Source organism: Campylobacter concisus, assembly GCF_902460875.1.
Taxonomy (GTDB): domain Bacteria; phylum Campylobacterota; class Campylobacteria; order Campylobacterales; family Campylobacteraceae; genus Campylobacter_A; species Campylobacter_A concisus_AA.
Window position 1 is genome coordinate 88,010 of the sequence record NZ_CABPVR010000007.1, and the last position, 25,187, is coordinate 113,196.

Below are 25,187 nucleotides of genomic sequence, written 5' to 3' on the forward strand. Positions count from 1 at the left end.
TTGCTCCTTGTTTAAGTAATTTTGGCGTAAATTATACATTAGCAAAGCCAAAATTTAGGGGATAAAATCAAATTTTGATATAATTTGCCAAAAAAAAAGGAAAAATTTGAACCAAGTTACGGACAAATTTAAACGTGTAAAATATCTTCGTGCACTAGAAAAATTTGCAAAATCAGCGATAAACGGGCTAAAAAGAGATGACTTTGACGAGACTGAGTTTCGCCAAAGAGTAGAGAAAAATGCGAAAGTTATCGAAAAAGTCGAGGCTGTTTATCTTGATCAGCCATACTCAAAGGCGCTAGAAAATTTTATAAATTTGCTTATCAAAAACGCCTCAAAAGAGGAGCTTTTAAAGGCGGCAAACCTACTTGATAAGCTAAAAAATCAAAAGACATATAAAAAAGAAAAACATAAAAATAAATTTAAGGATGAGGATTGAAAGTAGTTATTTTTGATATGGATGGCACGGTGATCGATAGTGGCGAGGCGATATATAAAACGGTAAATGAAGTAAGAGGTGAGCTAAATTTGTCACCAATTGAAAAAGAATTTATCATAAAAGCGATCAACGAGCCAGGTAGAAATTTAGCCCTTGAGTTTTACGGCATCGACACGCCAAGCAGGAGCTTAAAAGATGGTTTTGAAGAGAAATTTAAGAAATTTTACGATGAGTGTGCGACTACCTATGATGGCGTAAAAGAGCTTTTGCAAAAGTGCAAAGAGGCTCACTACAAGGTCGTTTTGGCAAGCAATGCACCGCACGATACACTAGAGAAAATTTTAAAGAAAAATGAAATTTATGAGCTATTTGACGAGGTCATCGGCGCTAGCAAGGAGATACCGCAAAAGCCAGATCCCGCGATGCTTTACCTAGCTATTAGTAAAACAGGAGCCAGCAAGGCGATCTTTGTAGGAGATAGCCTAAAAGACGAGCTAGCGGCCAAAAATGCAAATATGCCTTACATGCAAGTTAGCTGGGGATTTGGCGAGGAGAGCAAAACAGCGACTTATAATGCCAAAAATGTCAGCGAGGCGTGGGAGATAATATTAAATTTCTAACTTAGTTTTAATTGGCTATAATCTTAAGAAATTTTCAAAGAAACAGCGATGATAGATATATTTGAGGGCAGTGCGAGAGATAAATTTTATGACATTTTGTTTAACGCAAATGCCGTTTTGGTTAAAAACGAGATAGATAAAATTTTTGAAAAATTTGTGGCTATGAGCGAGCTTTGTGAAAAGCATGGCGTTAGTGAAGATGAGATCAGAAATTTTATAGTCTCAGAGCAAGATAAAATTTATAACGGAGTAAATGATTTATATATCGAGCTTAGCGGAGAAATTTTAAGCCAAAATGAGTAAGATTTTCGCGCTCATTGCTTTGCTTGCTGCTCTTGTTTTTGCTAAGGAGCCAAATTTTGATCCAAGTTCGGTGCATACATTTGAGCTTAAAAAAGATGAGTGGGCAAGAGTTTTTATAACTGAGAAGCGAACTCAAAGGGTTGAAACTTTTGACTTTCGCTGGACGCTGTTTGATAGCACAAACATCACCGTGCAAAGCTTTTTTAGGCGCTATCCAAGGCAGATGGTCTTTTCTCTAAGACAAGGACAAAACACCTACATGCAGCGAGTTTTGCCTGATTTTACGATGCCGCCAAATGAGAGCGTAAGCCTTTATATATCTTTTATTGATTTTAAGGATAAAAAGGCGCATTTTAGGGTGGCTCTGCTAGATGAGAGCAAGCGTGTGGATGTGGGTTTTAGAGATCCAGATGAGGCTAAATAGAAGGATAAAAATGGATAAAATCGATGAAATAATGGGTAAATTTATAAGTGAGCTTGGCTACAAAGAGGCGTTTGAGATGTTTTTAAAGATAAGCTCAGGCAAAAAGCTTCGCTCAAAACTTCTTTTAAAAATCGCGGGCGAGAGCGAAATTTCTCTTAAGCTTTGCGCTATCATCGAGCTCATCCACCTTGCAAGCTTACTGCACGACGACGTCATAGACGAGGCAAACATAAGACGAGGCAAGCCAAGTATAAACGCACTTTTTGGTAGTAAAAACTCGGTTATGTTGGGCGACATCCTCTACTCAAAAGCTTATTTTGAGCTTACAAAATTTGATCCAAGCATCGCATCTATCATCTCAGACGCAGTCAGCAAGTTAAGTATCGGCGAGATGATGGATGTGAAAATGGCTGAAAATTTTAATGAAAACGAGCAAGAATACCTGAAAATGATCTACTATAAAACAGCTGTTTTGATAGAAGCTACGGCTATTTGTGGGGCAAAGCTAGCTGGCAAAGATAGTGAGAAATTTGGAATTTATGGCAAAAATTTAGGCCTTGCATTTCAGATCGTTGATGATATCTTAGACATAACTCAAGATGAGAAAACGCTTGGCAAGCCAGCACTCAATGACTTTGTCGAAGGCAAAACGACACTTCCTTACATTTATCTTTATAAGAGCTTAGACGAAGCTGGTAAGACAAAGCTTAAATCGCTTTGGTCAAAGAAGCTAAACGCGGGCGAAATTTCATGGCTAAAAGAGGAATTTGTTAAGACAAATTCGCTTCAAAAAGCGGTGAATGAAGCAAAAAGGCTTGGAAATGAAGCGATAGAATCGATAAAAGAGTATAAAAACGCCGAGCTTGAAGGGATCATAAAAAGCATGATAGATAGGGAATTTTAATGCACTATTTAGATATAAGTTTTACATATAAAAATACTGATATTTCAGTCAGAGAAAAGCTTGCATTCGATAGCGATGAGAAAAAAGAGCAAATTTTAAAACTACTAAGATCAAACAAAAGTATAAACGAATGTATGGTTTTAAACACATGCAACCGCGTCGAGATAATTGCAAGCGTTAGTGATCTAGAAAGTGCAACGACGCATGCGTTTAGATGCATGTCTGTATTTTCAGGTGTTTTTGAAGATGAGCTTTATGAAAGGGCTGATATTTATGAAGATAGCGGAGCCGTGCACCACCTCTTTGCCGTGGCAAGCTCGCTTGATAGCCTAGTCGTCGGCGAAACGCAGATCGTTGGCCAGCTAAAAAATGCTTTTAAATTTGCTTACGATAGCTCAGCTTGCGGCGAACAAATCAGTAAAATCATCCACTATGCATGTAAATGCGCTGCTAAAGTTAGAAACGAAACTCAAATTTCTAAAAACCCGATCTCCGTTTCAAGTGTGGCTGTGGCAAAAGCAAAAGAAATTTTTGGCACGCTTGAAGGAAAAACTGCTATCGTCGTAGGCGCTGGTGAGATGGGCGAGCTAGCAGCAAAACACCTCATATCAAGTGGCGCAGAAGTCATCATCATAAATAGAAGCTCCGAGCGCGTCGAGCAGTTGGTTGACAGCCTAGGCGATAATGCGAGCTGGGATAGTATATTAAAGCTAAAAGAGTATGTAAATAGCTATGATCTTATATTTTCAAGCACTGCAGCCCCGCACGCTATCATCACAGGCGAGATCATCGAGCCAAGAGAATTTCATAGATACTTTTTTGATATCGCCGTGCCAAGGGATATAGACCTTTTAAATACCGATCTTATAAGCGTCTACACGGTCGATAGCCTAGAAGAGATCGTGCGTAAAAATTTAGCCCTCAGAGAGGAGCAGGCGCAAAAGGCCTACTCGATCGTTGGTCAAGGCACGAGCGAGTTTTTAAGGATATTAAAAGATGATCTTAGCGTGCCTCTTATCAAATCAATCCGCAAGCAGGCTGAAATTTGCGCTAAAAATGAGCTAGAAAAGGCGATGAAAAAGGGCTATTTAAAACATAGCGATTATGAGGAGGCACAAAAGCTCATTCATCAAGTCTTTAAAGCCTTTTTGCACCAGCCAACGATGAAGCTAAAAGGACTTGCAGACGAGGAGAGAGCGAGCGAGCTTTCAAACGGAGTTAAATTTTTATTTGACATAAAAGATGAACAAAATTTTCAAGCAGGAGATATAGATGAAATTTAGTAAATTTTACGCCCCAACTACCAAAGAAGCGCCAAAAGATGCATCTTTACCAAGCCATCAGTTTTTGATAAGGGGCGGCTTTGTCGAGCAGATCGGCTCTGGGCTTTACAACTATCTTCCGCTTGGAAAGATCATGCATGATAAAATTTCACGCGTGGTGAAAGAGGAGATGAACGAGGCTGGCGCGCTAGAGGTGAGCTTTAGTGTGGTCACTTCAGGCGAGCTTTGGAAGCAAAGTGGTCGCTACAATGTCTTTGGCAAGGAGCTTTTGCGCTTTAAAGATAGAAAAGATAATGACTTTGTCATAAGCCCGACAAATGAAGAGGCAGCCGTTGCTTTGGTGCGTGGCAAGGTGACTAGCTACAAGCAGCTACCACTAAATTTATACCAGATAAACACTAAATTTCGTGATGAGGCAAGACCACGCTTTGGCTTGCTAAGAGGGCGAGAATTTACGATGAAAGATGGTTATAGCTTTCACTCAAGCAAAGAGGATCTTAAGCGTGAGTTTGACCTTATGGAGGCAACTTACAGTAAGATTTTTACCCGCTTGGGGCTAAATTTTAGAGCTGTTGAGGCTGATAGCGGAGCCATAGGAGGAAGTGGCAGTAAAGAATTTATGGTGCTTGCAAGTAACGGAGAGGACGACATACTTTGCTGTGAGGCTTGCAGATACGCTGCAAACGTTGAGGCTGCAAGGCGCAAACCAAGAGTTAGCGAGGCTGAAGCGCCAGAGGCGGACGCGGCTAAATTTCTAACGCCAAATGCAAAAACTATAAAATATGTGGCGGAGTTTTTCAAAGTTAGCGAGTTTTACTGCATAAAAGCTGTTATGAAAAAGGCGATCTATGAGGACAAAGAGGAGGTCGTGGTCTTTTTTGTAAGGGGCGATGACGAGCTTCAAGAGACAAAGGCACAAAATGCTTGCAAGGCGCTTGAGCTAGTAGATGCTAGTGAGGCTGACGTGGCTAAAGCTGGATTATCTGCTGGATTTTGCGGACCAGTTGGGCTAAAAGATGTGAAATTTTTTATAGATAACGAGCTAAGGGGCGCAAATAACATGATATGCGGCGCTAACGAGAAGGACTATCACTTTGTTGGCGTTAGTGTTAGCGGATTTAACGAAGAGAGATTTAAAGACCTTGTAAAGGTAAAAGAGGGCGATAAATGCCCAGTTTGCGGCGGAAATTTAAAACTTAGCAAAGGCATAGAAGTCGGTCATATCTTTCAGCTAGGCGATAAATATTCAGCTGCGATGAACGCGACATATCTTGATGAAAACGGCAAGGCAAAGCCATTTTTGATGGGCTGCTACGGCATTGGCATAAGCAGGCTTATCGCTGTGATGATAGAGGCTAGCCACGACGAGAAGGGCTGCATCTGGAAAAAAGAGTGCGCGCCGTTTGATGTGGAGATCATCATCTCAAATTTAAAAGATGAAGCGGGCGTGAAATTTGCATTTGAGCTTTATGAAAGCCTTAAAAAAGCTGGTGTTAGCGTCATAATCGACGATAGAAATGAGAGATTTGGCGTTAAGATGAATGACTTTGAACTTATCGGCTTCCCTTATGCGCTGCTTGTTGGTAAAGAATTTGCAAATGGCAAGGTCGAGTTTATCACAAGAGATGGGCTAAGCAAAGAGACCATAGGCGCAAACGACGCCTTTAGAAAGATAAAAGAAAGCTTATGAGATTTTTCGCATTTTTGTTTTTTTTGATAGAAGCGGTCTTTATCTATCTTTTTGTGGATAAATTTGGCTTTTTGAACTATTTTCTTGAGGTGCTGGTCTCTGGATTTGTGGGCATCGCGCTTCTTTTTAATGCTGGATTTTCTAGCTTAAATTCGCCTCAAGCGGCATTTAAAAGCTTTCTTGGCGGAAATTTATTTAGCCAGTTAGGACTTAGCTTTGGCGGAGCGTTGCTCTTTTTGCCAGGGATTTTGACAGATATTTTTGGCATAGCCGTGGTCGTTTTTTCTTTAGTGTTTAAGAAAAATGCAGCGAAAAATGAGAGCTATCAGGAGTTTAAATTTCAAAACTTTAGCGAGCAGGGCAGTAAAAAAGATGAGGGCGAGATCATCGACGTTGAGGTCATCGAAGAGCCAAAAAGAGTAAATTAGGAGAGATGATGAAAGAGATAAAAATAGCAACTAGAAAGAGTATCTTAGCGCTTTGGCAAAGCGAACATATCAAGGCTAGGATCGAGGCGCAGCACAAGGGCATGAAGGTCGTGCTTGAGGGCATGAAGACAAAGGGCGACGTGATACTTGACACGCCACTTGCAAAGATCGGCGGCAAAGGGCTTTTTACAAAAGAGCTTGAAGATAGCATGCTAAAAGGCGAGACTGATATCGCCGTGCATAGCCTAAAAGACGTTCCTGTAGTCTTTCCAGAAGGGCTTAAACTAGCGGCCATTTGCTCACGCGAGGATACAAGAGATGCGATGATAAGTGAGAAATTTGCTAAATTTAGCGACCTACCGCACGGCGCAAAAGTTGGCACAACGAGCCTGCGCCGTAAGATGCAGCTACTTATCATGAGGCCTGATCTTGAGATCATCTCGCTTCGTGGAAACGTGCAGACCCGCCTACGCAAGCTAAAAGAGGGCGAATTTGACGCGATCATTTTGGCGATGGCTGGCATAAACCGCCTAAATATCAAGGCTGAAGTGGCACACATCTACACATTTGGCTTTGACGAGATGATACCTGCGATGGGTCAGGGCGCTCTTGGCGTCGAGGCTAGAGACAAGAAGCAAATTTTAGAGCAGATTGACTTTCTAAATGACGAAAATGCGGTCATCGAAACGACCATAGAGCGTGATTTTGTAAGCGTTTTAGAGGGCGGCTGCCAAGTGCCAATAGGCATAAGCGCAAGACTAAAAGGTGATGAAATTTCTATCGATGCGATCGTTGGCCTGCCTGATGGAAGCGAGTTTATAAAAGATAGCTTAAAGACTAGCAAAGATAAATTTCAAAGTGTCGGCAAGGAGCTAGCGTATAAATTTATAGAAAAAGGGGCGAGAGAGCTTTTAAGACGCGCTGAAGAGATGGCGTAAGCGTGTTTGAACTAAAATTTAAAGCAAAAGCCATAAGTGCCACCAAAAATAGCAAAGACAACTACTATATGATCGGTTTTGCAGACGACAAATATGACTACAAAAACTACATAATCTTTCAAAGACCGATCAAACTAAAAAAGGGTGACGACGAAAACACCGATATAAACGGGCCTATATGCAGAGTACAATGGCGACGTTTGCTATAACGCTTGCAAAGGGGTGAAGATCACTGATAAGAGCATCATTTTTGAGGTGCAAGATAGCGTTATTAGCGTTGATATAGAGGGTGTTAAGCTTAGTGAGCGCTTTATGAAATATAGCAAAGAGATATTTGGCAAACTGCTAAAATGTAGCATATCGAAGTAATTAATAAAATTTACTACCGTTTTTAAAACTGCGATGCCATCTAGCGTTTAAAAAAATTGTAATGAATCACTTTGGAAAAGACGTAAGTATGCCGGCCATGTGTGGCTGTGCGTTGAGCGCTAGTTTGCGGACGTTATGGCAATGGAGTATAAATTTAGTGCTTGTATCTATTTAAACGGCGAGGCAATACCGCAAAGACTGCTTCCGAAACAGCGATCGATACTCTGATAGCTATCGGTGTGTGCGGTAAATAATAGCCATCCGCTTTGCTTCGCCTTTTTCAGCTTTTTTTGGCTAAAATCGCCCAAAAATCAAAAAGGCGAAATATGGACTACATCAAGCTTTTAAAAGAAAATAATCTACTTCGTGTTATCGATGAGCCAACAGATATTGATCTTGAGATCGCACACGCAAGCTATATCGAGGTTAAGCGTGAGGGTTCGCAAGCGCTACTTTTTGCAAACCCGGTCTGCAAAAAAACTGGGCGTAAATTTGCACCAGTGCTTACAAATATATACGGCTCAAAACGCGCGCTTGAGCTTACCTTTGGGCTAAATCCTGATGAGATCGCAGCCGAGATAGAAAAGCTTTTAAAGCCCAGAAAACCAGAGAATTTCAAAGAAAAGCTTGATTTTTTAGCCTATCTTTTTAGCATGAGAAAAATTTTTACTAAAAGGCTAAAAGGTGAGGGTGAGTGCCAGCAGGTGAAATTTATAGGTGAAGATGCTGATTTGCTATCGCTTCCAGCACTAAAAACATGGCCGTATGATGGCGGTGCTTTTATTACAATGGGACAGGTTTATACGCAAAGCTTGGATGGAAATTTGCAAAATTTAGGCATGTATAGACTGCAAATTTATGACAAAAATCACCTTGGCATGCACTGGCAGATCCACAAAGACGGCGCAAATTTCTTTCACGAGTACAAGCGTGCAGGCAAAAAAATGCCAGTCTCTGTAGCTATTGGTGGCGATCCACTCTACATCTGGTGTGGGCAAGCACCGCTTCCAAAGGGAATTTTTGAACTTTTGCTTTATGGTTTTATCCGTAAAGAGCCAGCCAAACTTGTAAAATCCTTAACGAATGAAATTTACGTCCCGTACGATGCAGACTACGTAATAGAGGGCTTTGTGGATACGACTAAGAGCGAGCTTGAGGGGCCATTTGGCGATCACACTGGCTTTTATACGCCTATCGAGCCTTTTCCGGTGATGGATGTAACGGCGATAACTAGCAAGCGTGAGCCTATATTTCACGCGACCGTGGTTGGAAAGCCGCCACTTGAGGATAAATATATGGGCTGGGCGACTGAGCGGGTTTTTTTGCCACTTTTGCGAACGACCGTGCCTGAACTACTGGACTACAATATGCCTGAAAATGGCGTTTTTCACAACCTAATCTTGGCCAAGATAAATACGCTCTATCCAGCTCATGCAAAGCAGGCCATGCACGCATTTTGGGGCGTTGGACAGATGAGCTTTGTAAAACATGCCATTTTTGTTGAAGCCGATGCGCCTGAACTTAAAGATTATGATAAATTTACTAGCTTTGTTTTAAATCGTTTTGGTAGCCAGAGTGTGCTAATAAGCCAAGGCGTGTGCGATCAGCTTGATCATGCTAGTCCAAATTCGTGTTTTGGTGGCAAACTCGGCGTAGATGCGACGCAAGACTTTTGTAAATTTAGCCCTGTGGTTTTAAGCGACAGCGAGCTTTTGGCTAAATTTCAAAGCGTTACGCCAAATGTAAAAGAGCTTAAGCAGTTTAAAACGGATACCAAAACGCCTATTTGTATGGTGAAATTTGAAAAAGATTGTGTGGTAAAAGAGCTTTTTGACAAGCTTTTGATATTTAGAGATTTTTTCAAGCTCCTTATCGTTGTAGATATGCAAAATTACCTTGAAAACCCATATATGCTACTTTGGCGTGTGACAAATAATATCGATGCTTTGCGTGATATCTACATTGAGGGTGAAAATTTCTGCGTAGATGCCACTAGCAAAGATGAGCGCGAAGGATATACTAGAGGCTGGCCGCTACAAACGGATTGTGACCGCGAAGTAGTTGCTGATCTAGTTAAGCGCGGTATAGTAAAAGACGAGCCAGAGTTATTTAAAAAATTTGAAATATTTGGCTAGCTTTGAGGGGCTCAAGTAAATTTATAAATTTTGCTTTTTGCTGCGGATTTGAAATTTTTAATAAGACTTACTTAATCAAATGCTAGTGAATAGCTTTTAGACTAGGTCTAAAAGCTTAATTTGTTTTTTAGCTCTCTTTTAAGAGCTTGCTTGCGAGCATATCGGCTTTTGCTTTATCTGTATCTTTTTTTACGGATTTGTAAATTTTAGATATATAATTTTCCAAAACTTCGTGGCAAGATATTACTTTTTCATTTTCACTTCTTGCTACTTTTACGTATTCGCCGCTATTTTGTAGCTCAAAAGCTAGGTCATTATCGCTTAGCTGAAGCTCTAAAATTTCAAGTAGTCTCTCTTGAAGCCTTGGTTCAAAAATAGGTGTCATAAGCTCCAAGCGACGCTCTAGATTTCTTGGCATCCAGTCAGCACTTGAGATATAAATTTTTGGCTGAGCATGTTTAAAATATAAAATTCTAGCGTGCTCTAAGTATTTGCCAATGATCGAGCGAACTTTTATATTTTCGCTTTTGCCTTTTATGCCAGGCCTTAGTCCGCACACACCACGAACTATAAGATCGATCTTCACACCTGCGTTTGATGCGCGGCTAAGCTCATTTATCACGTCTTCATCGATTAGGGCGTTCATTTTGGCGATGATTCTACCTTCGCTTCCTTTGCTTGCCTCCATTCTTATCTTTTCGATGATACGCTCTTTTATCTGAAAAGGCGACATGCTAAGAGCGTTTAGACGGCGATTTTTATTATATCCTGAGAGGATATGAAAAAACGAAGTCGTATCCTGGCTAAATTCCTCTTTGCTCGTAAATAGGCTCACGTCGGTGTAAATTTTAGCCGAACTGCCGTTGTAGTTGCCTGTGCCAAAGTGCATATAAAATTTAAGCTTATCGCCGATTTGGCGGATGACCTGGCTAACTTTTGCATGCACCTTAAAGCCTGTAATGCCGTATATCACGTGCGCTCCAGCGTCTTCAAGTGCCTTTGCCCAGTGCAAGTTATTTTCCTCGTCAAACCTTGCCTTTAGCTCAACCATCACGGTTACTTGCTTGCCGTCACTTGCGGCGTCTATTAGACTTTGAATTATTGGTGAGCTCTTATCGACTCTATAAAGTGTCATTCGAATAGATATGACTTTTGGATCTTTACTAGCTTCTTTGATAAAGCTTACAACTGGATCAAAGCTCTCAAATGGATGCACTAAGAGCACGTCTTCTTTATCTATGGCGTCAAACACCGAGATGCCATTACCAAATGGTGGTAGTGTTTTTGGAACGTAAGGGGTATTTGCTAGGTGGGTAAAATTTTTACTTCCAGCTATCTCCCAAAGCGAGCTAAGAGTGAGTGGAATACTTGAAAAATAGACATCTTTATGAAAAATTTTCATATGGAAATTTAAAAATTCTAAGATATCAGCGTCTGCATTTTGATCTATCTGCATACGAACAAAAGCTCCTTTTCTACGAAGCTTTAGCCCTTGCTCAAGTATCATCATAAAATCATCCGCTTCTTCTTCTTCGATAACGATATCAGCGTTTCTCGTCACTCTAAAAGCAGCCGAGCTAAGTAGCTTATACCCTGGAAAAATTTCTTCTGCATGGCGGTGTACGATCGTTTCAATCGGCACAAAAACATTGCTACTTGGCTGTGTAAAACGTGGCAAGACTCTTGAAATTCTTATCATGCCGTATTTTAAAATTTCTGGATGTTCGATATCAGCAAGTTTTACGGCAAGTGAAAAGCTAAGGTTGTTTAGATGCGGAAATGGATGAGTTGCATCGACAGCGATAGGAACGATGACTGGCAGGATGTTTGAAAAAAAGTATTCGTCACACTTTTGTTTCAAGCTATCATCAAGCTCGTCATAATTTTTTATAAAAAGCCCCTCTTTGCTAAGAGCATTTACTGTTTTTTTATAGTGATCTTCTACTAAATTTTGCTCATTTTGTAAATATTTTCTAATCTCTCTTAGCTGATCAAGTGGACTCATACCATCGCCACTGCTTGTAGTAGCTCCAGCTGTAAAAAGCTGCTTTAAGCCAGCGACTCTTATCATATAAAATTCATCAAGATTTGTCATATAAATGGCTATAAATTTTAGCTTTTCAAGTAAAGGAATTTCCTTTTCACACTGAGCGAGTACCCTTGAATTAAAGCGTAGCCAGCTTAATTCTCGGTTTATAAAAAGAGTTTCATTTTCGCTCATCATCTTCTCCTTGTACGTTTTTGAGTTATTTTATGATATATGTGGTTATAAAGTTCTTACTTTATTTAAAATTTTGGTTACAATAAGCCAAAACTTAAATTTAAAGGCTTATTATGTCTGATTATGTGATATTGGTTGGTATCTTTTTAGTGGCAGTCGTTGTTTTTGCACTTATTAAAAAGATATCATTTTAGCTTTTAAATTTCTCCCACCACAAATAAGCAAAGATAAGCCCAAAACCCTTGACTTTGCTCTCGTCAAAGGCAAATTTCATCATATCTTCTCGTTTTATAAAAACAAGCTCGATATCTTCGCCATCGACGCCACCGCCAGAATTTACCTTCATACTCTCATCGATCTTTGCGTAAAACATCGTTTGTGTGTTGCCTCCAAAGCCAAAAGCACCGTATGTCATTGTGATACGCTCTATCTCTTTTAGCTCATAGCCCACTTCTTCGATCGCCTCTTCTCTGGCTGTTTGCTCTTCGCTTAGTCCTTTATCCATAAGCCCTGCGCAAAGCTCGTAAGTAAAGCCTTGCTCATTTGTTTTGATGCTTTCTTTCTCTTGCGAGTACCAAACAGCAGGACGAAACTGCTTTACAAATAAAAAGGCATCTTTTTGCTCGTGATATAAAAAAATACTAACGCTATTCATCACTTTTACACAGTCCCAATCTCTTTGAACACCATTTTGCATAAATTTCATCTTAAATGGCTTTAGGTATTTTGACTCATCAAGAGGCAGAATTTCTAAATTAGTTATAGTAGTATCCATTTTGCAAGTCCTAAAAAGCTAAAAAATCCTATCGCATCTGTAAAAGTAGTAAGAATGACGGCTGAGCCGACTGCAGGATCTATGTTAAAGCGCCTTAGTGTCAAAGGTATGATCGTACCAAAAAAGCCAGCAAAGAATAAATTTGTGATCATACTAAGCCCAATAACAACGCCAAGCATACCTTTGTCAAACCAAACAGAGGCGATTATGCCCATTACCACACCAAAGATTAGTCCATTTATGAGTGAAATACTAACCTCACGTTTTAGAACATTTTTGGCATCTTTAAACTCTATCTCGCCAAGTGCCAAACGGCGAACCGTAACGGTAAGCGCTTGTGTGCCGGTATTCCCACCCATTGACGCAACTATTGGCATTAAAACAGCAAGAGCGACGTAGGCTGCTATTGTCTCGTCAAAAAGTCCGATTATAGATGAGCTAAAAAGAGCTGTTAGTAAATTTACACCAAGCCAAACCGCACGACCACGACCCGCTTTAAATAGCGTATCATCCTCTTCTGACTCGTCATCAACGCCGGCTAGGTTATAAATTTGCTCAGTTGCACTCTCTTGAATGTAGTCGTGGATGTCATCAGACGTGATACGACCAAGTAAAATTCCAGTGCTACTAGTAACTGCAATAACGTTTAAATCGTACTCTTGAAACATATCAGCGACATTTTGCATAAGGTCCATATCATTTGCAACATGTGGTTTGTAGTGATCAATCTGCGCTGACTCAATATTTTGCTTTAGTGTCTTTGTAAAATCAAAAAGTATAAGATCTTCAAGCGGGATAGCATATTGTAAAACGCCGTTCTTATCAATGATAAAAAGCTGTGAGATATTTTCTAACTTGCCTTCTTGTTTTTCTCGTCTAAGTCTTGCTACTGCATTGCCAAGCTTTTCTTCAAGGTGAGCTGAGAAAAGCTCTGTTTGCATGTGAGCACCGGCTCTATCTTCTTCGTAGCTTCTAAGTCTTAAAATTTCATTTTGGTTTTCTCTATCAAGCTCATTAAAGAGTTCTCTAGCTTTATCCTCGTCAATGTCCTCGATGTATTGAAGCAAGTCAGTCGCATCATCACTCTCTAGTTCTTCAAGTGCCTCTACTATCTTTTCAGCTGGGAGTGTGTCGATCACGTCTTTTAGCATGTGATCAGGTAGCTCGATAGCAACGTCACCTAAAATTTCAGGATCTAGCTTCTCAAGATAGTGAGCAAAAAGCTCCTCATCGTGTTTCTTTAGTGTTTTTAAGTGCTGGGCTAGCTCGTAAGGCGAGAGCTCGTTATCTTCTAAATTTTCATCTAAATGCTGATCTATCAGCTCTTTTGCTTCTTCTAATTCTTGGCTCAAGTTTTACCTTTAAAATTCTATTACATTAGGGAAAAATTCCACTTTGTGATACTCTTTTTCATTATTTAAAGCATTTTTTATTAGCTCGTCATTTTTGCTAACAACTGCTTTAAATTTAGCTGATTCTTTCTTATCCTCTAGGCTTTTAACGACCTTTATTGCACTTTCTGGGTTGATAGGTTTATTGTCTCTGTAAAGACCAAAATGAAGATGTGGCCCTGTGCTCATACCGCTTGTGCCAACGTAAGCTATAAGCGTGCCTTGCTTGACTTTTAGTCCGCCTTTTATGCCTTTAGCAAAGCCATTTAGATGAGCATAAAGCGTCTCGTAGCCACCAGCGTGAGAGATGATAACGGTTCTGCCATATCCGCTTTTTTGTCCGACAAATTTAACCGTGCCATCGCCTGCAGCTTTGATTGGTGTACCTTTTGGAGCACCGTAGTCAACGCCAAGGTGCGCTCTATATCTTTGTAAAATAGGGTGCCATCTTTTTAGGGTAAAAGCTGATGTGATTCTGGCGTTTGCAAGAGGGCGAACTAGTAAAAATTTATCATTTTTCTTGCCGTTTTTATCATAAAATTTATCTTCAAATTTATACATGACATATCGTTTATTTTTTGTTTCTATCATCGCAGCATAGATTTCTGGAGTACCAAAAGAGCGGCCCATGCGTATTTTTTGATTATAAACGATAGCGATCGTATCGCCTTTATTTATCTTTTTAAAATCAATACCACTTCCTTTAAAAATTTCTTTAAAGCCAAGAGCTAGCGTGCCAGAGCCAGTGTAGTCAAAAATGTCTTCAGAGACTGATTTGTCCACCTTTAAGGCTAAAAATTTATCCTCGCTTTGATAAGAGATGGGAAGAAATTCTAGTTTAAATTTATCATTATCATCTCTAAAAATATGCATTTGAAGCTCGTCGCTAACAGGGATTAGTACTTGTTTGGTATTGCCGTTATCGTCTTTATAAATTTGATACTTTGTGCCAGCGATGATCTCTTCTGTTAGCTCTTGATCTTCGGTTGCTAAGTTATAGTAAAGTGAAAGTGGGATTTTGTTTGTCTCTAAGAAATTTAAGAAGTTACTTCCATTTGGCCAGCTAAGCTCGTCGACACTTGGCTTTATAGCGTATAAATTTATAGATAATATTGCAAAAATTATAAAAATACGAGGCATTAATGTCCTTTTAAAAAGCTGGTGGGATTTTAACTAAAACTTGCTTTAATTTTGCAAAAGATAAAGCATTTTAGGCTATAATCGCTCTAAAAATTTAAACTTAGGAGATATTTTTGAAACGTATATTTGTGATTTTATCGCTAGTTTTTGGCTTTGCTTTTGGGGCTGATTTTTCTTTAAATGAGTATAGAACTCCTCTTATTAGCGTCGAGAGTGACGGCACAGCGACGATAGTTGATAGTCCAGAAATTTTAATCGGCTCAAGTGGTGTCGTACTTCATAAATTTGACACTGATAGCTCTATCATCGCGAGAGTTAGCGTTATCTCAAAAAATTCTGGCTTTGCTAAGATTAGATTTGAGGTGTTTGATCTGCTTGAACAAAAGGCACTCCCACTTCCAGGCATTGCACCTGCAAATGGCGATATGGTTGTGCTAAACTATCTTTATAACCGCTCATTAATCATCGTGCCAAATAAAGAAATTTACGAAGAGGTTTTGGGCGCATTTCCTAATATGATATTTATCCATCCAGACCTTGTCGGAGCATACTTAAGCTACGAATACAAGCCAAATCCAAGCAGAGATGACTTTAGAAAAATGTGCGCTCAAAGTGCGGCTGGTCTTATCTTTGTCGCGATGGATGGCAGGAGCGTTTTTGCTGATTGTCAAAGCTTTAAGGTGCTAAAAGAGTTCAAAACTGGCGAGGTTGAGTACTATCAACTACCATTTTATACAAGAGTTAGCGACATAGACACCGTCTTTTGGAAGCTAAATAGCGAGCACATCAACAACTACGATGCTCACTATGAAAAACTTTTTGAAGAAGATAACTGATAAATGAGCCGTTTGTCCTTAAGTAAGCAAAGCTTAAAAGAGTTTTTAAATTTGCTCCCAACGCTTAAGGACAAAGAGCTCTTTCACTATGCCTCAAGCCTTAGTTTTCATACGATTTTATCGATCATTCCGATACTTCTTATATCGTTTTCTATCTTTACAAAACTGCCTAGTTTTGAGGATTATTACGCCAAGATTCAGGACTTTATATTTTCGGCTCTTTTACCAAGTAATCAAGAGATCATCTCAAACTACTTGCAAAATTTCTTACAAAATAGTGGAAATTTAGGTATAGTTGGCTTTGTAGCGATGATATTTACATCGGCTATGTTTTTTAGCGACTACGAGTATGTAGTTTTGAAAGTGACACGTGCAAATAAGGCTAGAGGATTTTGGTCGGCGCTTAGCTCGTATTGGACTCTTATCACGCTTGCGCCACTTGGTCTTGCTGGCAGTTTTTATCTCTCAAGCCTCATTCAAGAGATGCTAAACTCAAACGAGTTTACAAGCTCGATAAATTTTTTAAGTATCTTTCCATATCTCATCATCTGGGCGATATTTTGTGTCACATATCTCATCTCAGTAAATGATGAGATAAAGTTTAAAAGCGCACTTTTTAGCTCATTTGCCGCTTCGCTCGTCTGGTATCTTGGCAAGTCAGCCTTTGTCTATTATGTCCTTTATAATAAAACCTATCTAAGCGTTTATGGCTCGTTTTCAGCCGTGCTTTTCTTTTTTGTCTGGATCTATATATCGTGGATCATCTTTTTATATGGGCTAAAGCTTTGTGCTTATCTCTCAAACAGCTCAAAATTTAAAAGATAAATTTAATAGTTGGTACCAGCTGGCAATATATTTTTATAAATTTACCAGCTGGTGTGATTTGTATTATTTTATGTAAAATTTTATGTAGTATCAGCGTTTAAACTCGCAAATTTCTATCTTTGTACCAAGCTCTTTGCTAAATTTACTAGTGACCTTTTCAAGCTCATCTTTATCAAAGCAGATAAGATCTATGTAAGATCGCATCTCGCCATTTGCTTCACCTATGATCTCGCAAATTTCACTCTCTTGTAGCGCATCTGAAATTTTATTTTTGCTATCAACGCCAAACTGTATGTCGCCACCGTGAGATATGGCTAAAAAGCAAAAATTTATGCCAAGTTCAAAAGCTTCGTTATAAGTATCGCTTGCGCCGTCGTAGTACTCGTTTAGTAGCTCGCTAAGAGATGTATATCCTGTGAAAACGTCGTCACGTAACTCATTTGAACGAGGCTCTAGCTCATAGACCATAAAATTCTTAAGCGGCTCGTTTGAGGCTTCTTTACCAAATTTTTCATCTATAAGATCGGCAAAGTCGATCAGTGGCACGCCTTTTTCTCTTGGCTCGTCTATTATCTCAAACTCTCCAAGCATATTTATCATGATCATCTCGCCAACTACGTTGTCACAAAGTATGAGCGATAATGTATAAGCCTTATTTTCATCTTCGCTTTTAAGCTTGCTTAGAGTTTCGTTATATAGGCACATATCCACGCTTTTGTCGTTAAAATTTGCATAGACCATGACCTCATTTGCATCAACGCTTACGCCATACATTTGTATAGTAGCGACGTTTCGTGGCGCACGTGGTTTGCCAAGTGTACAAGTAAGCTTTGCTTCATACTCTTTTGGCATGCGCGATTTGATAAATTTAAGCCACAAAAGCCTATGTTTGAGTCCTTCTGGAGTGAGTACTAGATCGATCTTTCCATCAATAAGGCCTATCATAAAAGTTGGATCAACCAAACATAAATTTAGCGCCTCTTCGGTCATTTTGCTTGCAGCTTCAAAATTTTTATCTTCTAAATTTTGTTTGATGGCGTCTAAATTTTTGCCAAACTCGCTCCAAAATTTATCAACTCTGCTTGCAAAGCTAGAGCTCTTTTTAGAAAACCACATTTTTATCCTTGTTTATTAAAATTTTCAACATTTTTTTGCGTATAAATTTTCATCGATGGAAATTCTAAGGCACTTAGCTTGTCATATCCTTCTTCGTTAAAAACACATCCTGTATCGATATTGGCGCTATTTGTATAGAGCTTAGCCTCACGCACTGGCGTATGGCCATAGACATTAAATATGCCTTCAACTTGCATCATATCGCCTCTGCCTGATAGTACATGCCTTCTAAACTCATCTCTTGAGCTATCATCATCTCTTAAACCCCAAAATTTACCAACAGCCGAGTGTGAAACGACCAAATGCTCGCCATTTTGGTTTTTGTGGTCTTTAAACTCTAAATATACTGGGCTACTCTCTAAAAATTCTATGTGTCTTTGTTTAAAATTTAGGCTTTGAGCTAGGTATGATCCATATGTCGCCACGCCACCATTATTGAAAAACCAACTCGTGTCAAACGGTGCTTGGTTGTTTAAAAATTCATATTTATTGCTTAGTAACCTTCTTTCGTGGTTTCCCATTACCATTTTATAGTTATTTTGCATGATAAGCTCGACTACATCGCAACTAAAAAGCCCCCGATCTATCACATCTCCGACAAAGCAAATTTGTGATTTTTCTTTGTCTGGAAACTGCTTGATAAGCTCTAAAAGTGTATTAAAACAGCCGTGCACATCGCCTATGATATAAATTTGCTCGCTCAATTTTTCTCCTTTGTGCCAAATTTTAGTCTATTAAGCTTAAAAATGTAGTGTTAAGAAAACACTTTTGTATAGCTGTACTATATTGGCGTAATGCTAGCGATATATAAAGTTAAAACCTAGTAAAAGATATTTAAAATTTAAGGAATTTAAAGTAGAAGGGAGCCTAAGCTCCCTAAAATCATTGTGCGTAAAAGCCGCTGACCTTACCGGTTAGGTCGATCATGATGTTTTTCATTTGAGTGTAGTGCTCAAGGATGATCTTGTGAGTTTCGCGGCCGATGCCTGAGTTTTTATATCCGCCAAATGGGCTGCCTGCTGGGATTTGATTATAGGTGTTGATCCAGACTCTGCCAGTCTCCATAGACCTTGCAACGCGAAGTGCTTTTGTGATGTCTTGCGTGAAAATTCCGCCACCTAGGCCGTATTCGCTGTCATTTACCATTTTGATAAGCTCGGCTTCATCTTTAAATTTAATGACAACGCCAACTGGGCCAAAAATTTCTTCTTGAGCCACTCTCATGTCGTTTGTCACATCAACTAGCAACGTTGGCTCGACAAATGCGCCCTTGTCGCAACCATTTGCAGTGTAGGCTTTGCCGCCGACTGCCACTTTTGCACCTTCTTTTTTGCCGATCTCGACGTACTCTAAGATCTGCTCAGCTTGTTTTTTATTGATTTGTGAGCCCATTTGAGTGCTAGGATCAAGCGGATCGCCAACTTTTATGGTACTAAATTTCTTAACCGCAGCCTCTATAAATTTGTCATAAAAGCTCTCTTCTACGAAAATTCTTGATCCTGCGCAGCAAACTTGACCTTGGTTAAACAAAATGCCAAGCTGAAGGCCATCAAGTGCTTTGTCTAAATTTGCGTCGCTAAAGAAGATATTTGCGCTCTTTCCGCCAAGCTCAAGTGTGGCTGGGATGATACGACGAGCCGCAGCTATGGCGATATCTCGGCCGATCTCGGTTGAGCCAGTAAATGCTAGCTTGTCAAGGCCTGGATGGTTTTTGATCCACTCGCCGCTCTTGCTGCCTCTGCCAGTTACGATGTTTATTAAACCTTTTGGCAAAATTTTATCTATCAGCCTAAATAGCTCAAGCACGCTTAGGCTTGTCTCACTTGAAGGTTTAAATACGCTCGCATCGCCTGCTGCGATCACTGGAGCTAGCTTCCAAGCTGCCATCAAAAATGGAAAATTCCAAGGTACGATCTGACCCACAACACCTATTGGCTCGCGTAAAACGATAGAGAGCTGCTTCTCATCAAGTACGTTTGCACTGCCTTCTTCACCCATGATAACGCCAGCAAAGTACCTAAAATGCTCGGCTGCAAAAGGAATATCAACATTTAGCGTCTCTCTAATCGGCTTGCCATTGTCCATGCTTTCAACTTTTGCGAGGTGCTCTTTGTGCTCATCGATGATGTCAGCGATCTTGTTTAGCAGCTTTGCACGCTCGCTAATTGTAGTGTGTTTAAATTTCTTAAAAGCCTCACGTGCAGCACGAACTGCGTCATTTACATCTTCTTCGGTAGCATCAGCGATCTTTGCAAGGTGCTCGCCGTTTGCTGGATTTTTTGCATCAAGTGTAGCGCCGTCTTTTGCGTCGCGCCACTCACCATTTATGAAAAGCCCATATTTTTCTAGTAACTTCATACTTTTCTCCTCAATTAAGATTTTGTAAAAGGATTATAATATTAATAAAATTTATCAAAAATAAATTTTTGCTATAAATTATCTTTTTTAATAAATTTTATTGTTTAGAGTAGGGTGGTGTTTTAAATTTAGCTCCGCCAAGAGAGTGAAAATGTAGTCTCGCCATCAAGATCGCTTGTGCATTTTACCTCTATGCCATTTTTCTTGCAGCACTCTTTCACTAAATTTAGCCCTATGCCAAAGCCGCCTTGATCTTCGTTAAATCTCGTATAGCGATCAAAAATTTGCATTTGTTGCTCCTTGCTGATGCCGTGGCCTAGATTAGTTATGCTAAAGAAATTTGACTCTAAAATGATGCGAACTTTTGAATTTGGTGATGCATATTTTGAGGCGTTGCTTAAGAGGTTGTCTAAAATTTTGCTCATATCTTCAAGGTCTGCGTTTATGAAGCTAGGCTTTAAACTAGCCTCTATCTTAAGTCCGCGTTTTGCAAAAAATGGCGAGAAATAGTTAATCTTTTGTGATACTAGTAGCTTTAGATCAATTATCTCTTTTTTAATTGGCTTATCTAGATTAAAGCTTAGATGAACGAGCGCGTCATAGATGTTATTTAGGCTCTTTGCGGCAAGGCTGATGTTGTTAAAACGCTTTAAATTTCGCTCATTTAGGTTGTCTAGATCAGCCGTTTCTATACTCATTGAGATGACGCTTAGAGGCGTGTTTATCTCGTGTGTTGAGTCTTTTATAAAGCGGTTTAGCGTATCTATCTTTTCATAAAGCGGTCTTAGGCTTAGTTTTGCTAGGTAAAAGGCAATAAAGAGCAGGGCAAAAAAGAAAAAGAGCGCCTTTAGTGTGGTCGAAATTTGCAAGGATAGAATTTCGCCGTTGATATCTTTGCCAACTAGAAAAATATCTGCGTGTGAGAGCTCGTCTGTGGTGTTGTCGTCCATGTACTGGATCTTTTCAAATATCGCGACTTTGCCGTCTATCAAATTTACATTTTTGCTTTTGTCGATCTTTTGGCAGTCAAAGTCTTTATAAATTTTCTCGCCATTGTTTAGCAAAATGCAAGCATGCACGCCTTTTTCTTTTGTTAGACTTGAGATTGAGTCAAGTCCATTCATTCTAGCTTTCATGTAAATGCCCATTTTTATCTCTTTTAAAGACTTCACCTCGTTTAAAATGAGCGTTTCTTTTTTGTTTTTATAGTCATGTATGAAAAAATATCCTAAAAATAGCACAGAGCTAACAAGATAAAGGGATAAAATTTTAAATAAAATTTGCGTCTTTTCAGACATAGACATAGCCGTCCCCACGCCTATTTAAAATGGCATCTTTGCCTAAAATTTGACGTAAATTTTTGATATAGACACGAAGGCTAAGCTCGCTTGGCTCCTCGTCAAATTTCCAAATTTTATTAAAAATTTCATCTTTGGTTAAAATTTTGCCTTTGTTTTGCAAAAATAGCGCGAGTAGGTCGCTCTCTTTACTCGAGATATTTACATTTTTGCCATCTTTGCTTAGTGTTTTGCTCTGCGGATGAAAGCTAAATTCACTTGAAATTTTGATCGCATCGCCGCTATGATGTGAGAAATTTCTCTTTAGAAGTGCTTGTATACGTATGAGTAGTTCTTTTAGCTCAAATGGCTTTTTTAGATAGTCGTCGCAGCCACTTTTGTAGCCTTTTTCAAGATCGTCTATGGTATTTAGCGAGGTGGTAAAGATGCTAGGTGCGCTAACACCTAGCTCTCTTAAGGAAGAAAGAAGTGAAAAGCCGTCCCCTTTTGGGAGCTTGACATCAAGGATCAAAAGGTCGAAATTTTGCTCATAAGCAAGATTAAGTGCATCTTTTGCGTTGTTTGAAGTGGTGACATCGTAGCCATTTTCGCTTAGATACTCACTGATAAGATCAAGTAAAATTTCATCATCTTCAACGAGCAAAATTCTAACCATCAAGCACCTTTACATACCTTTTTTCATTTCGTCTTTTTTCATACCCATGTCGTCTTTCTTCATTTCATCTTTCATACCCATGTCGTCTTTTTTCATCTCATCTTTTTTTACCATGGGTTTTTTAGCCATGTCATCTTTCATCATCTGCTCTTTCTTCATCATCTCGTCTTTGCCCATGTCATCTTTTTTCATCATTTCAGTAGCATTTGCAAGACCACCAAGCATAAACATAGCACCAAGTGCAACTAGTAGTAATTTCTTCATAACGTCTCCTTTAAATGAAATATGATGAAATACTATCTCTTTAGTGTTAAGTGAGTGTGAATTTACGCAAATACAAAATAGATAACTGGAAGCGTGATAAATGAAAACAGCACGCCGATAGCCACTGAGGATATAGCTAGAGAGCTATCAAGGCCAGCTTTTATGACCATCGCACTTGCAAGAGCTGATGTTGGCATCGCACATTGAAAGAGACCAACGACCCAAGTTTTGTTCATCTGGATACCTGAAAATTTTAATATGATGAAAAATACGATAGCTGGTAAGATCATCTTACACAAAAGCACGACACTAACACCTTTATATGAGCTTGTGATACTACTAAAGTTAAGACCAACACCAATCGCAAAAAGTGCCACCGGAGTAACGCTACCTTCAAACATCCTAAGTGGTGCAAAGATAAACTCAGGCAAAGGGACTTCTTTTAAGATAAGAGCCATAATAAGCGCGATAAATGGCGGAAATTTTAAAATTTTCATCGTATTTTGAAATAGCGAAACTTTCTCTGGTGCAGCAAAAGAGAGGATAAGTGGCCCAAGGATCGAAAGTGGGATACCAGTAGCTATTTGATCGTAAAAGATGACTTCATTTACCATTGCATCGCCAAAGAAGCCTTGAATGACAGGCATACCGACAAATAGGGTATTACCAAAAAGGCTTAGCATGACCATACTAACAGTTGTTACTTTAGTAAATTTAAAGATCTTGCCAAGCACCAATGCCATGACAGCACTGATAGCTGTTGAGCCAAAGCCAATTAAAATTGTATTTATAAGCGAAACATCGACGTTTACGTGATAAATTTTGTCAAATATTAGCGCAGGCATTGCAAAACAAAGGACAAAATCCACAAAAGGGATCGAGTGCTTTTGCTCAACAATGCCGACTTTTTTAGCAAAAAAACCAGTTGCGATTATGAAAAAAATTGCAAAAAGTGGAGTGAAGTTCATAGCATTCTCTTTTAAATCTAAATTTTTACGGAAAATTGATTATAGGACCCATAAGATTAAATTACAATAAACCTTTTTTAAAATTTGCTCTCAAAATTTATGCCTTAATATCAACCTTTTTATAAAATTTATCTCTCTCATCTATCTTTTCTTTGCTCTTTAAATCATTCTCAAGATAGCTGATATTATAAATTTCTCTTGTAGATATGCTTTTGCCATTATTTAGACTGATTAAAAATTTACTCTCAAATTTATTAGATAGATTGGCAATAGCGATCGCTCCAGCATCTTTTAGGCTTACGATTTTATCACCTTGCATGAAGCCAATATCCTTAAAATTCAAGCTATTTAGCTGCACATTATTCATCTCTTTTGCCTCTAAATTTATGCTAGTTTTTAGCTCGCTTGATGTGTTTAGCTTGCCAGTATCGTTATAAAGCTCTTTTACGTCTATTTCTCTTCCACTATCAAATTTTAGCCTTATGGTGCCATCTTTGTTTAGTTTCATGGCTATGACGCTATCGCTATCTTGCAAAGATGCGGCAGCTTTGGCTTCATTTGTTATAAAAGCCTTTTTTACTTTTTTTAAATTTGAGATACTAAACTCAAGCCCAGTTGCTTGCTTAAATTCATTTTCCATCGCGATCATTTTGGCTGATTTTGTCTTCTCAAGCTTTGATATATAAGCGTCCGCATTTTCTTCAAATTTCTTTAAATTATTGCCAAGATTTTCTATCATTTTGTTGTATGCGTCAAACTCAGCGTTATAATCTTTGTAAAATTTCATAAAACTATCTTTTTGAAATTTTGTATATGAGAAATTTTCATCTTTTTTGTAATCTTTGCTCGGCTCAATGATCGGATTAAACTCGCTTAATCTTGCAGTGTCATCAAAACCCACTTTAAGATAGGCAAAATTTTTAAAAGAGCTATCTTTGCCAAAGATATTATTGTGTCTTAGATCGACCCAGCCGTCATTTTGGGCATATTTTTTAAAGAAATTATTTATATCATTTTTCTTTATCTTTTCATATCTGTTTTCTGCAGCGAACAAAGTATTTGGATCTGAGGCGTAGTAAGAGTGTCTATAGTCAATATCTTTTGTATCTACGTAAAGATCGGGATTATTTGTGATCGTTGATTTACGATTTAGCTCTTCTCTTTCTATTTGGTTGTGATTTATGACATTTGTGCTGATAAACTGTCTAAGATCGACCCTTGGCATCACATCGCTTAAATTTGCTATTTTTTCATTTCCGTCTTTATCATGACCCCTTACTTTTAGCTTATCAAAGAGTATGTCTTTTTGGTCTAGCACACCGTCGTTATTGCTATCAAAGCTAAAAAGATAGCTATTATTTTCCAATTTTGTAGTGCCAAGTTTGTCGTTATCGCCGTAAATATCTAAAAATACTTCTACTTCACCATATTTTGTTTTTAGAGTGTTTGAGTAAGCGTAATCGTTTAAATTTTTAAATTTTGTATTTTCTAGGTATCCACTTTTTAGTGTAGATAGCATGCTGCTACTATCTGAAGCTTTTATATTTTTAAAGTAGGCATTTTCACTAAAATGATAGCCTCTAGAAAGTTCATCGGAGTGAATTTTATTGTTGCTGTAGATGAGATTTTTTGAGTAGTTATTTAAAATTTCTTCTACTTTTTGTAGGATTTTATGTCTATTTTGCTCTTTTATCTCGGCATCAGTGACATTTATAACTTTGCCTGTTTTTATACTTTCTTTTAGACTTGAAATTTGTTCGTTATTTATCTCTAAACCTTGTTTATCCTTAAAGGAATGGAGCATATC

The 25,187-nt window shown here is 38.8% G+C and carries 25 protein-coding genes and 1 pseudogene; 14 read left to right on the top strand and 12 right to left on the bottom strand.

Translation table 11 applies throughout. The annotated features are described in order from the left end of the window. Positions 1-106: 106 nt before the first annotated feature. From F3H01_RS04305 to F3H01_RS04355, 12 genes are all read left to right on the top strand, one after another. On the top strand, positions 107-439 hold the full coding sequence (locus F3H01_RS04305) for a hypothetical protein (RefSeq protein WP_087581825.1): 333 nt from the start codon (positions 107-109) through the stop codon (positions 437-439). Then, positions 436-1,059: an HAD family hydrolase gene (locus F3H01_RS04310; RefSeq protein WP_149724967.1), complete on the top strand. Its 624-nt coding sequence runs from the start codon at positions 436-438 to the stop codon at positions 1,057-1,059. Before F3H01_RS04305 ends, F3H01_RS04310 begins: the two co-directional genes overlap by 4 nt. A 48-nt stretch (positions 1,060-1,107) precedes the next feature. Then, entirely contained in the window at positions 1,108-1,362 is a 255-nt protein-coding gene (locus F3H01_RS04315; RefSeq protein ID WP_021085554.1) for a DUF2018 family protein, read from the top strand. Then, on the top strand, positions 1,355-1,786 hold the full coding sequence (locus F3H01_RS04320; protein ID WP_072594949.1) for a hypothetical protein: 432 nt from the start codon (positions 1,355-1,357) through the stop codon (positions 1,784-1,786). The genes F3H01_RS04315 and F3H01_RS04320 overlap by 8 nt, the downstream gene beginning before the upstream one ends. 10 nt (positions 1,787-1,796) lie before the next feature. Then, the gene (locus F3H01_RS04325; protein ID WP_149724968.1) at positions 1,797-2,690 is read left to right on the top strand and encodes a polyprenyl synthetase family protein; all 894 of its coding nucleotides are present in this window, start codon (positions 1,797-1,799) and stop codon (positions 2,688-2,690) included. Then, positions 2,690-3,973, top strand: a complete 1,284-nt coding sequence (gene hemA / locus F3H01_RS04330; protein ID WP_149724969.1) for a glutamyl-tRNA reductase — start codon at positions 2,690-2,692, stop codon at positions 3,971-3,973. The genes F3H01_RS04325 and hemA overlap by 1 nt, the downstream gene beginning before the upstream one ends. After that, the gene (locus F3H01_RS04335; RefSeq protein ID WP_149724970.1) at positions 3,963-5,663 is read left to right on the top strand and encodes a proline--tRNA ligase; all 1,701 of its coding nucleotides are present in this window, start codon (positions 3,963-3,965) and stop codon (positions 5,661-5,663) included. The genes hemA and F3H01_RS04335 overlap by 11 nt, the downstream gene beginning before the upstream one ends. Then, a complete protein-coding gene (locus tag F3H01_RS04340) occupies positions 5,660-6,091 on the top strand; it encodes an FxsA family protein (RefSeq protein ID WP_107714673.1) in 432 nt (143 codons plus the stop codon). The genes F3H01_RS04335 and F3H01_RS04340 overlap by 4 nt, the downstream gene beginning before the upstream one ends. Positions 6,092-6,099: 8 nt before the next feature. Continuing rightward, entirely contained in the window at positions 6,100-7,029 is a 930-nt protein-coding gene (gene hemC / locus F3H01_RS04345) for a hydroxymethylbilane synthase (RefSeq protein ID WP_148798435.1), read from the top strand. Between the two features lie 2 nt (positions 7,030-7,031). Continuing rightward, on the top strand, positions 7,032-7,238 hold the full coding sequence (locus tag F3H01_RS09410; protein ID WP_223155356.1) for an Imm10 family immunity protein: 207 nt from the start codon (positions 7,032-7,034) through the stop codon (positions 7,236-7,238). Between the two features lie 13 nt (positions 7,239-7,251). Next, complete coding sequence (locus F3H01_RS09415; protein WP_223155358.1) at positions 7,252-7,398, top strand: hypothetical protein; 147 nt, start codon at positions 7,252-7,254, stop codon at positions 7,396-7,398. 326 nt (positions 7,399-7,724) lie between these two features. After that, the gene (locus F3H01_RS04355; protein WP_149724971.1) at positions 7,725-9,533 is read left to right on the top strand and encodes a menaquinone biosynthesis decarboxylase; all 1,809 of its coding nucleotides are present in this window, start codon (positions 7,725-7,727) and stop codon (positions 9,531-9,533) included. A 127-nt stretch (positions 9,534-9,660) separates the two neighbouring features. On the opposite strand, the pseudogene F3H01_RS04360 reads toward F3H01_RS04355, so the two are convergent. The 4 genes and pseudogenes from F3H01_RS04360 to F3H01_RS04375 all read right to left on the bottom strand — a co-directional run. Beyond that, positions 9,661-11,763, bottom strand: a pseudogene (locus F3H01_RS04360) (RNA degradosome polyphosphate kinase); the annotation flags it as partial. Positions 11,764-11,944: 181 nt separating this feature from the next. Next, positions 11,945-12,529 (bottom strand): NUDIX domain-containing protein, encoded by a 585-nt coding sequence (locus tag F3H01_RS04365; RefSeq protein ID WP_103603859.1) that lies wholly within the window; start codon positions 12,527-12,529, stop codon positions 11,945-11,947. Then, complete coding sequence (gene mgtE / locus F3H01_RS04370; protein WP_149724973.1) at positions 12,514-13,881, bottom strand: magnesium transporter; 1,368 nt, start codon at positions 13,879-13,881, stop codon at positions 12,514-12,516. Before mgtE ends, F3H01_RS04365 begins: the two co-directional genes overlap by 16 nt. A gap of 9 nt (positions 13,882-13,890) precedes the next feature. Next, positions 13,891-15,060: a peptidoglycan DD-metalloendopeptidase family protein gene (locus F3H01_RS04375; protein ID WP_072594959.1), complete on the bottom strand. Its 1,170-nt coding sequence runs from the start codon at positions 15,058-15,060 to the stop codon at positions 13,891-13,893. A gap of 113 nt (positions 15,061-15,173) precedes the next feature. On the opposite strand from F3H01_RS04375, the gene F3H01_RS04380 reads away from it, so the two are divergent. Then, entirely contained in the window at positions 15,174-15,896 is a 723-nt protein-coding gene (locus F3H01_RS04380; RefSeq protein WP_149724974.1) for a plasminogen-binding N-terminal domain-containing protein, read from the top strand. 3 nt (positions 15,897-15,899) lie between these two features. Further along, on the top strand, positions 15,900-16,721 hold the full coding sequence (locus F3H01_RS04385) for a YihY family inner membrane protein (RefSeq protein WP_149724975.1): 822 nt from the start codon (positions 15,900-15,902) through the stop codon (positions 16,719-16,721). A 90-nt stretch (positions 16,722-16,811) separates the two neighbouring features. Here F3H01_RS04385 and F3H01_RS04390 read toward each other — a convergent pair whose 3' ends face one another. From F3H01_RS04390 to F3H01_RS04425, 8 genes are all read right to left on the bottom strand, one after another. Next, positions 16,812-17,837, bottom strand: coding sequence for a hypothetical protein (locus F3H01_RS04390; RefSeq protein WP_149724976.1), 1,026 nt, complete (start codon positions 17,835-17,837; stop codon positions 16,812-16,814). 2 nt (positions 17,838-17,839) lie between these two features. Beyond that, a complete protein-coding gene (locus tag F3H01_RS04395) occupies positions 17,840-18,541 on the bottom strand; it encodes a metallophosphoesterase (RefSeq protein WP_103593205.1) in 702 nt (233 codons plus the stop codon). A 178-nt stretch (positions 18,542-18,719) separates the two neighbouring features. Beyond that, complete coding sequence (locus tag F3H01_RS04400) at positions 18,720-20,195, bottom strand: aldehyde dehydrogenase family protein (RefSeq protein ID WP_149724977.1); 1,476 nt, start codon at positions 20,193-20,195, stop codon at positions 18,720-18,722. Between the two features lie 128 nt (positions 20,196-20,323). Next, complete coding sequence (locus tag F3H01_RS04405; protein ID WP_149724978.1) at positions 20,324-21,493, bottom strand: sensor histidine kinase; 1,170 nt, start codon at positions 21,491-21,493, stop codon at positions 20,324-20,326. Next, positions 21,486-22,148 carry a response regulator transcription factor gene (locus F3H01_RS04410; protein ID WP_149724979.1) on the bottom strand — a complete coding sequence of 221 codons (663 nt, stop codon included), beginning with the start codon at positions 22,146-22,148 and terminating at the stop codon, positions 21,486-21,488. Before F3H01_RS04410 ends, F3H01_RS04405 begins: the two co-directional genes overlap by 8 nt. A gap of 9 nt (positions 22,149-22,157) precedes the next feature. Continuing rightward, positions 22,158-22,412, bottom strand: a complete 255-nt coding sequence (locus F3H01_RS04415) for a pyruvate kinase (protein ID WP_103560287.1) — start codon at positions 22,410-22,412, stop codon at positions 22,158-22,160. 62 nt (positions 22,413-22,474) lie between these two features. Further along, entirely contained in the window at positions 22,475-23,380 is a 906-nt protein-coding gene (locus F3H01_RS04420; protein ID WP_085657464.1) for an AEC family transporter, read from the bottom strand. A gap of 97 nt (positions 23,381-23,477) precedes the next feature. After that, positions 23,478-25,184, bottom strand: a complete 1,707-nt coding sequence (locus F3H01_RS04425) for a response regulator (protein ID WP_410470352.1) — start codon at positions 25,182-25,184, stop codon at positions 23,478-23,480. Positions 25,185-25,187 lie beyond the last annotated feature (3 nt).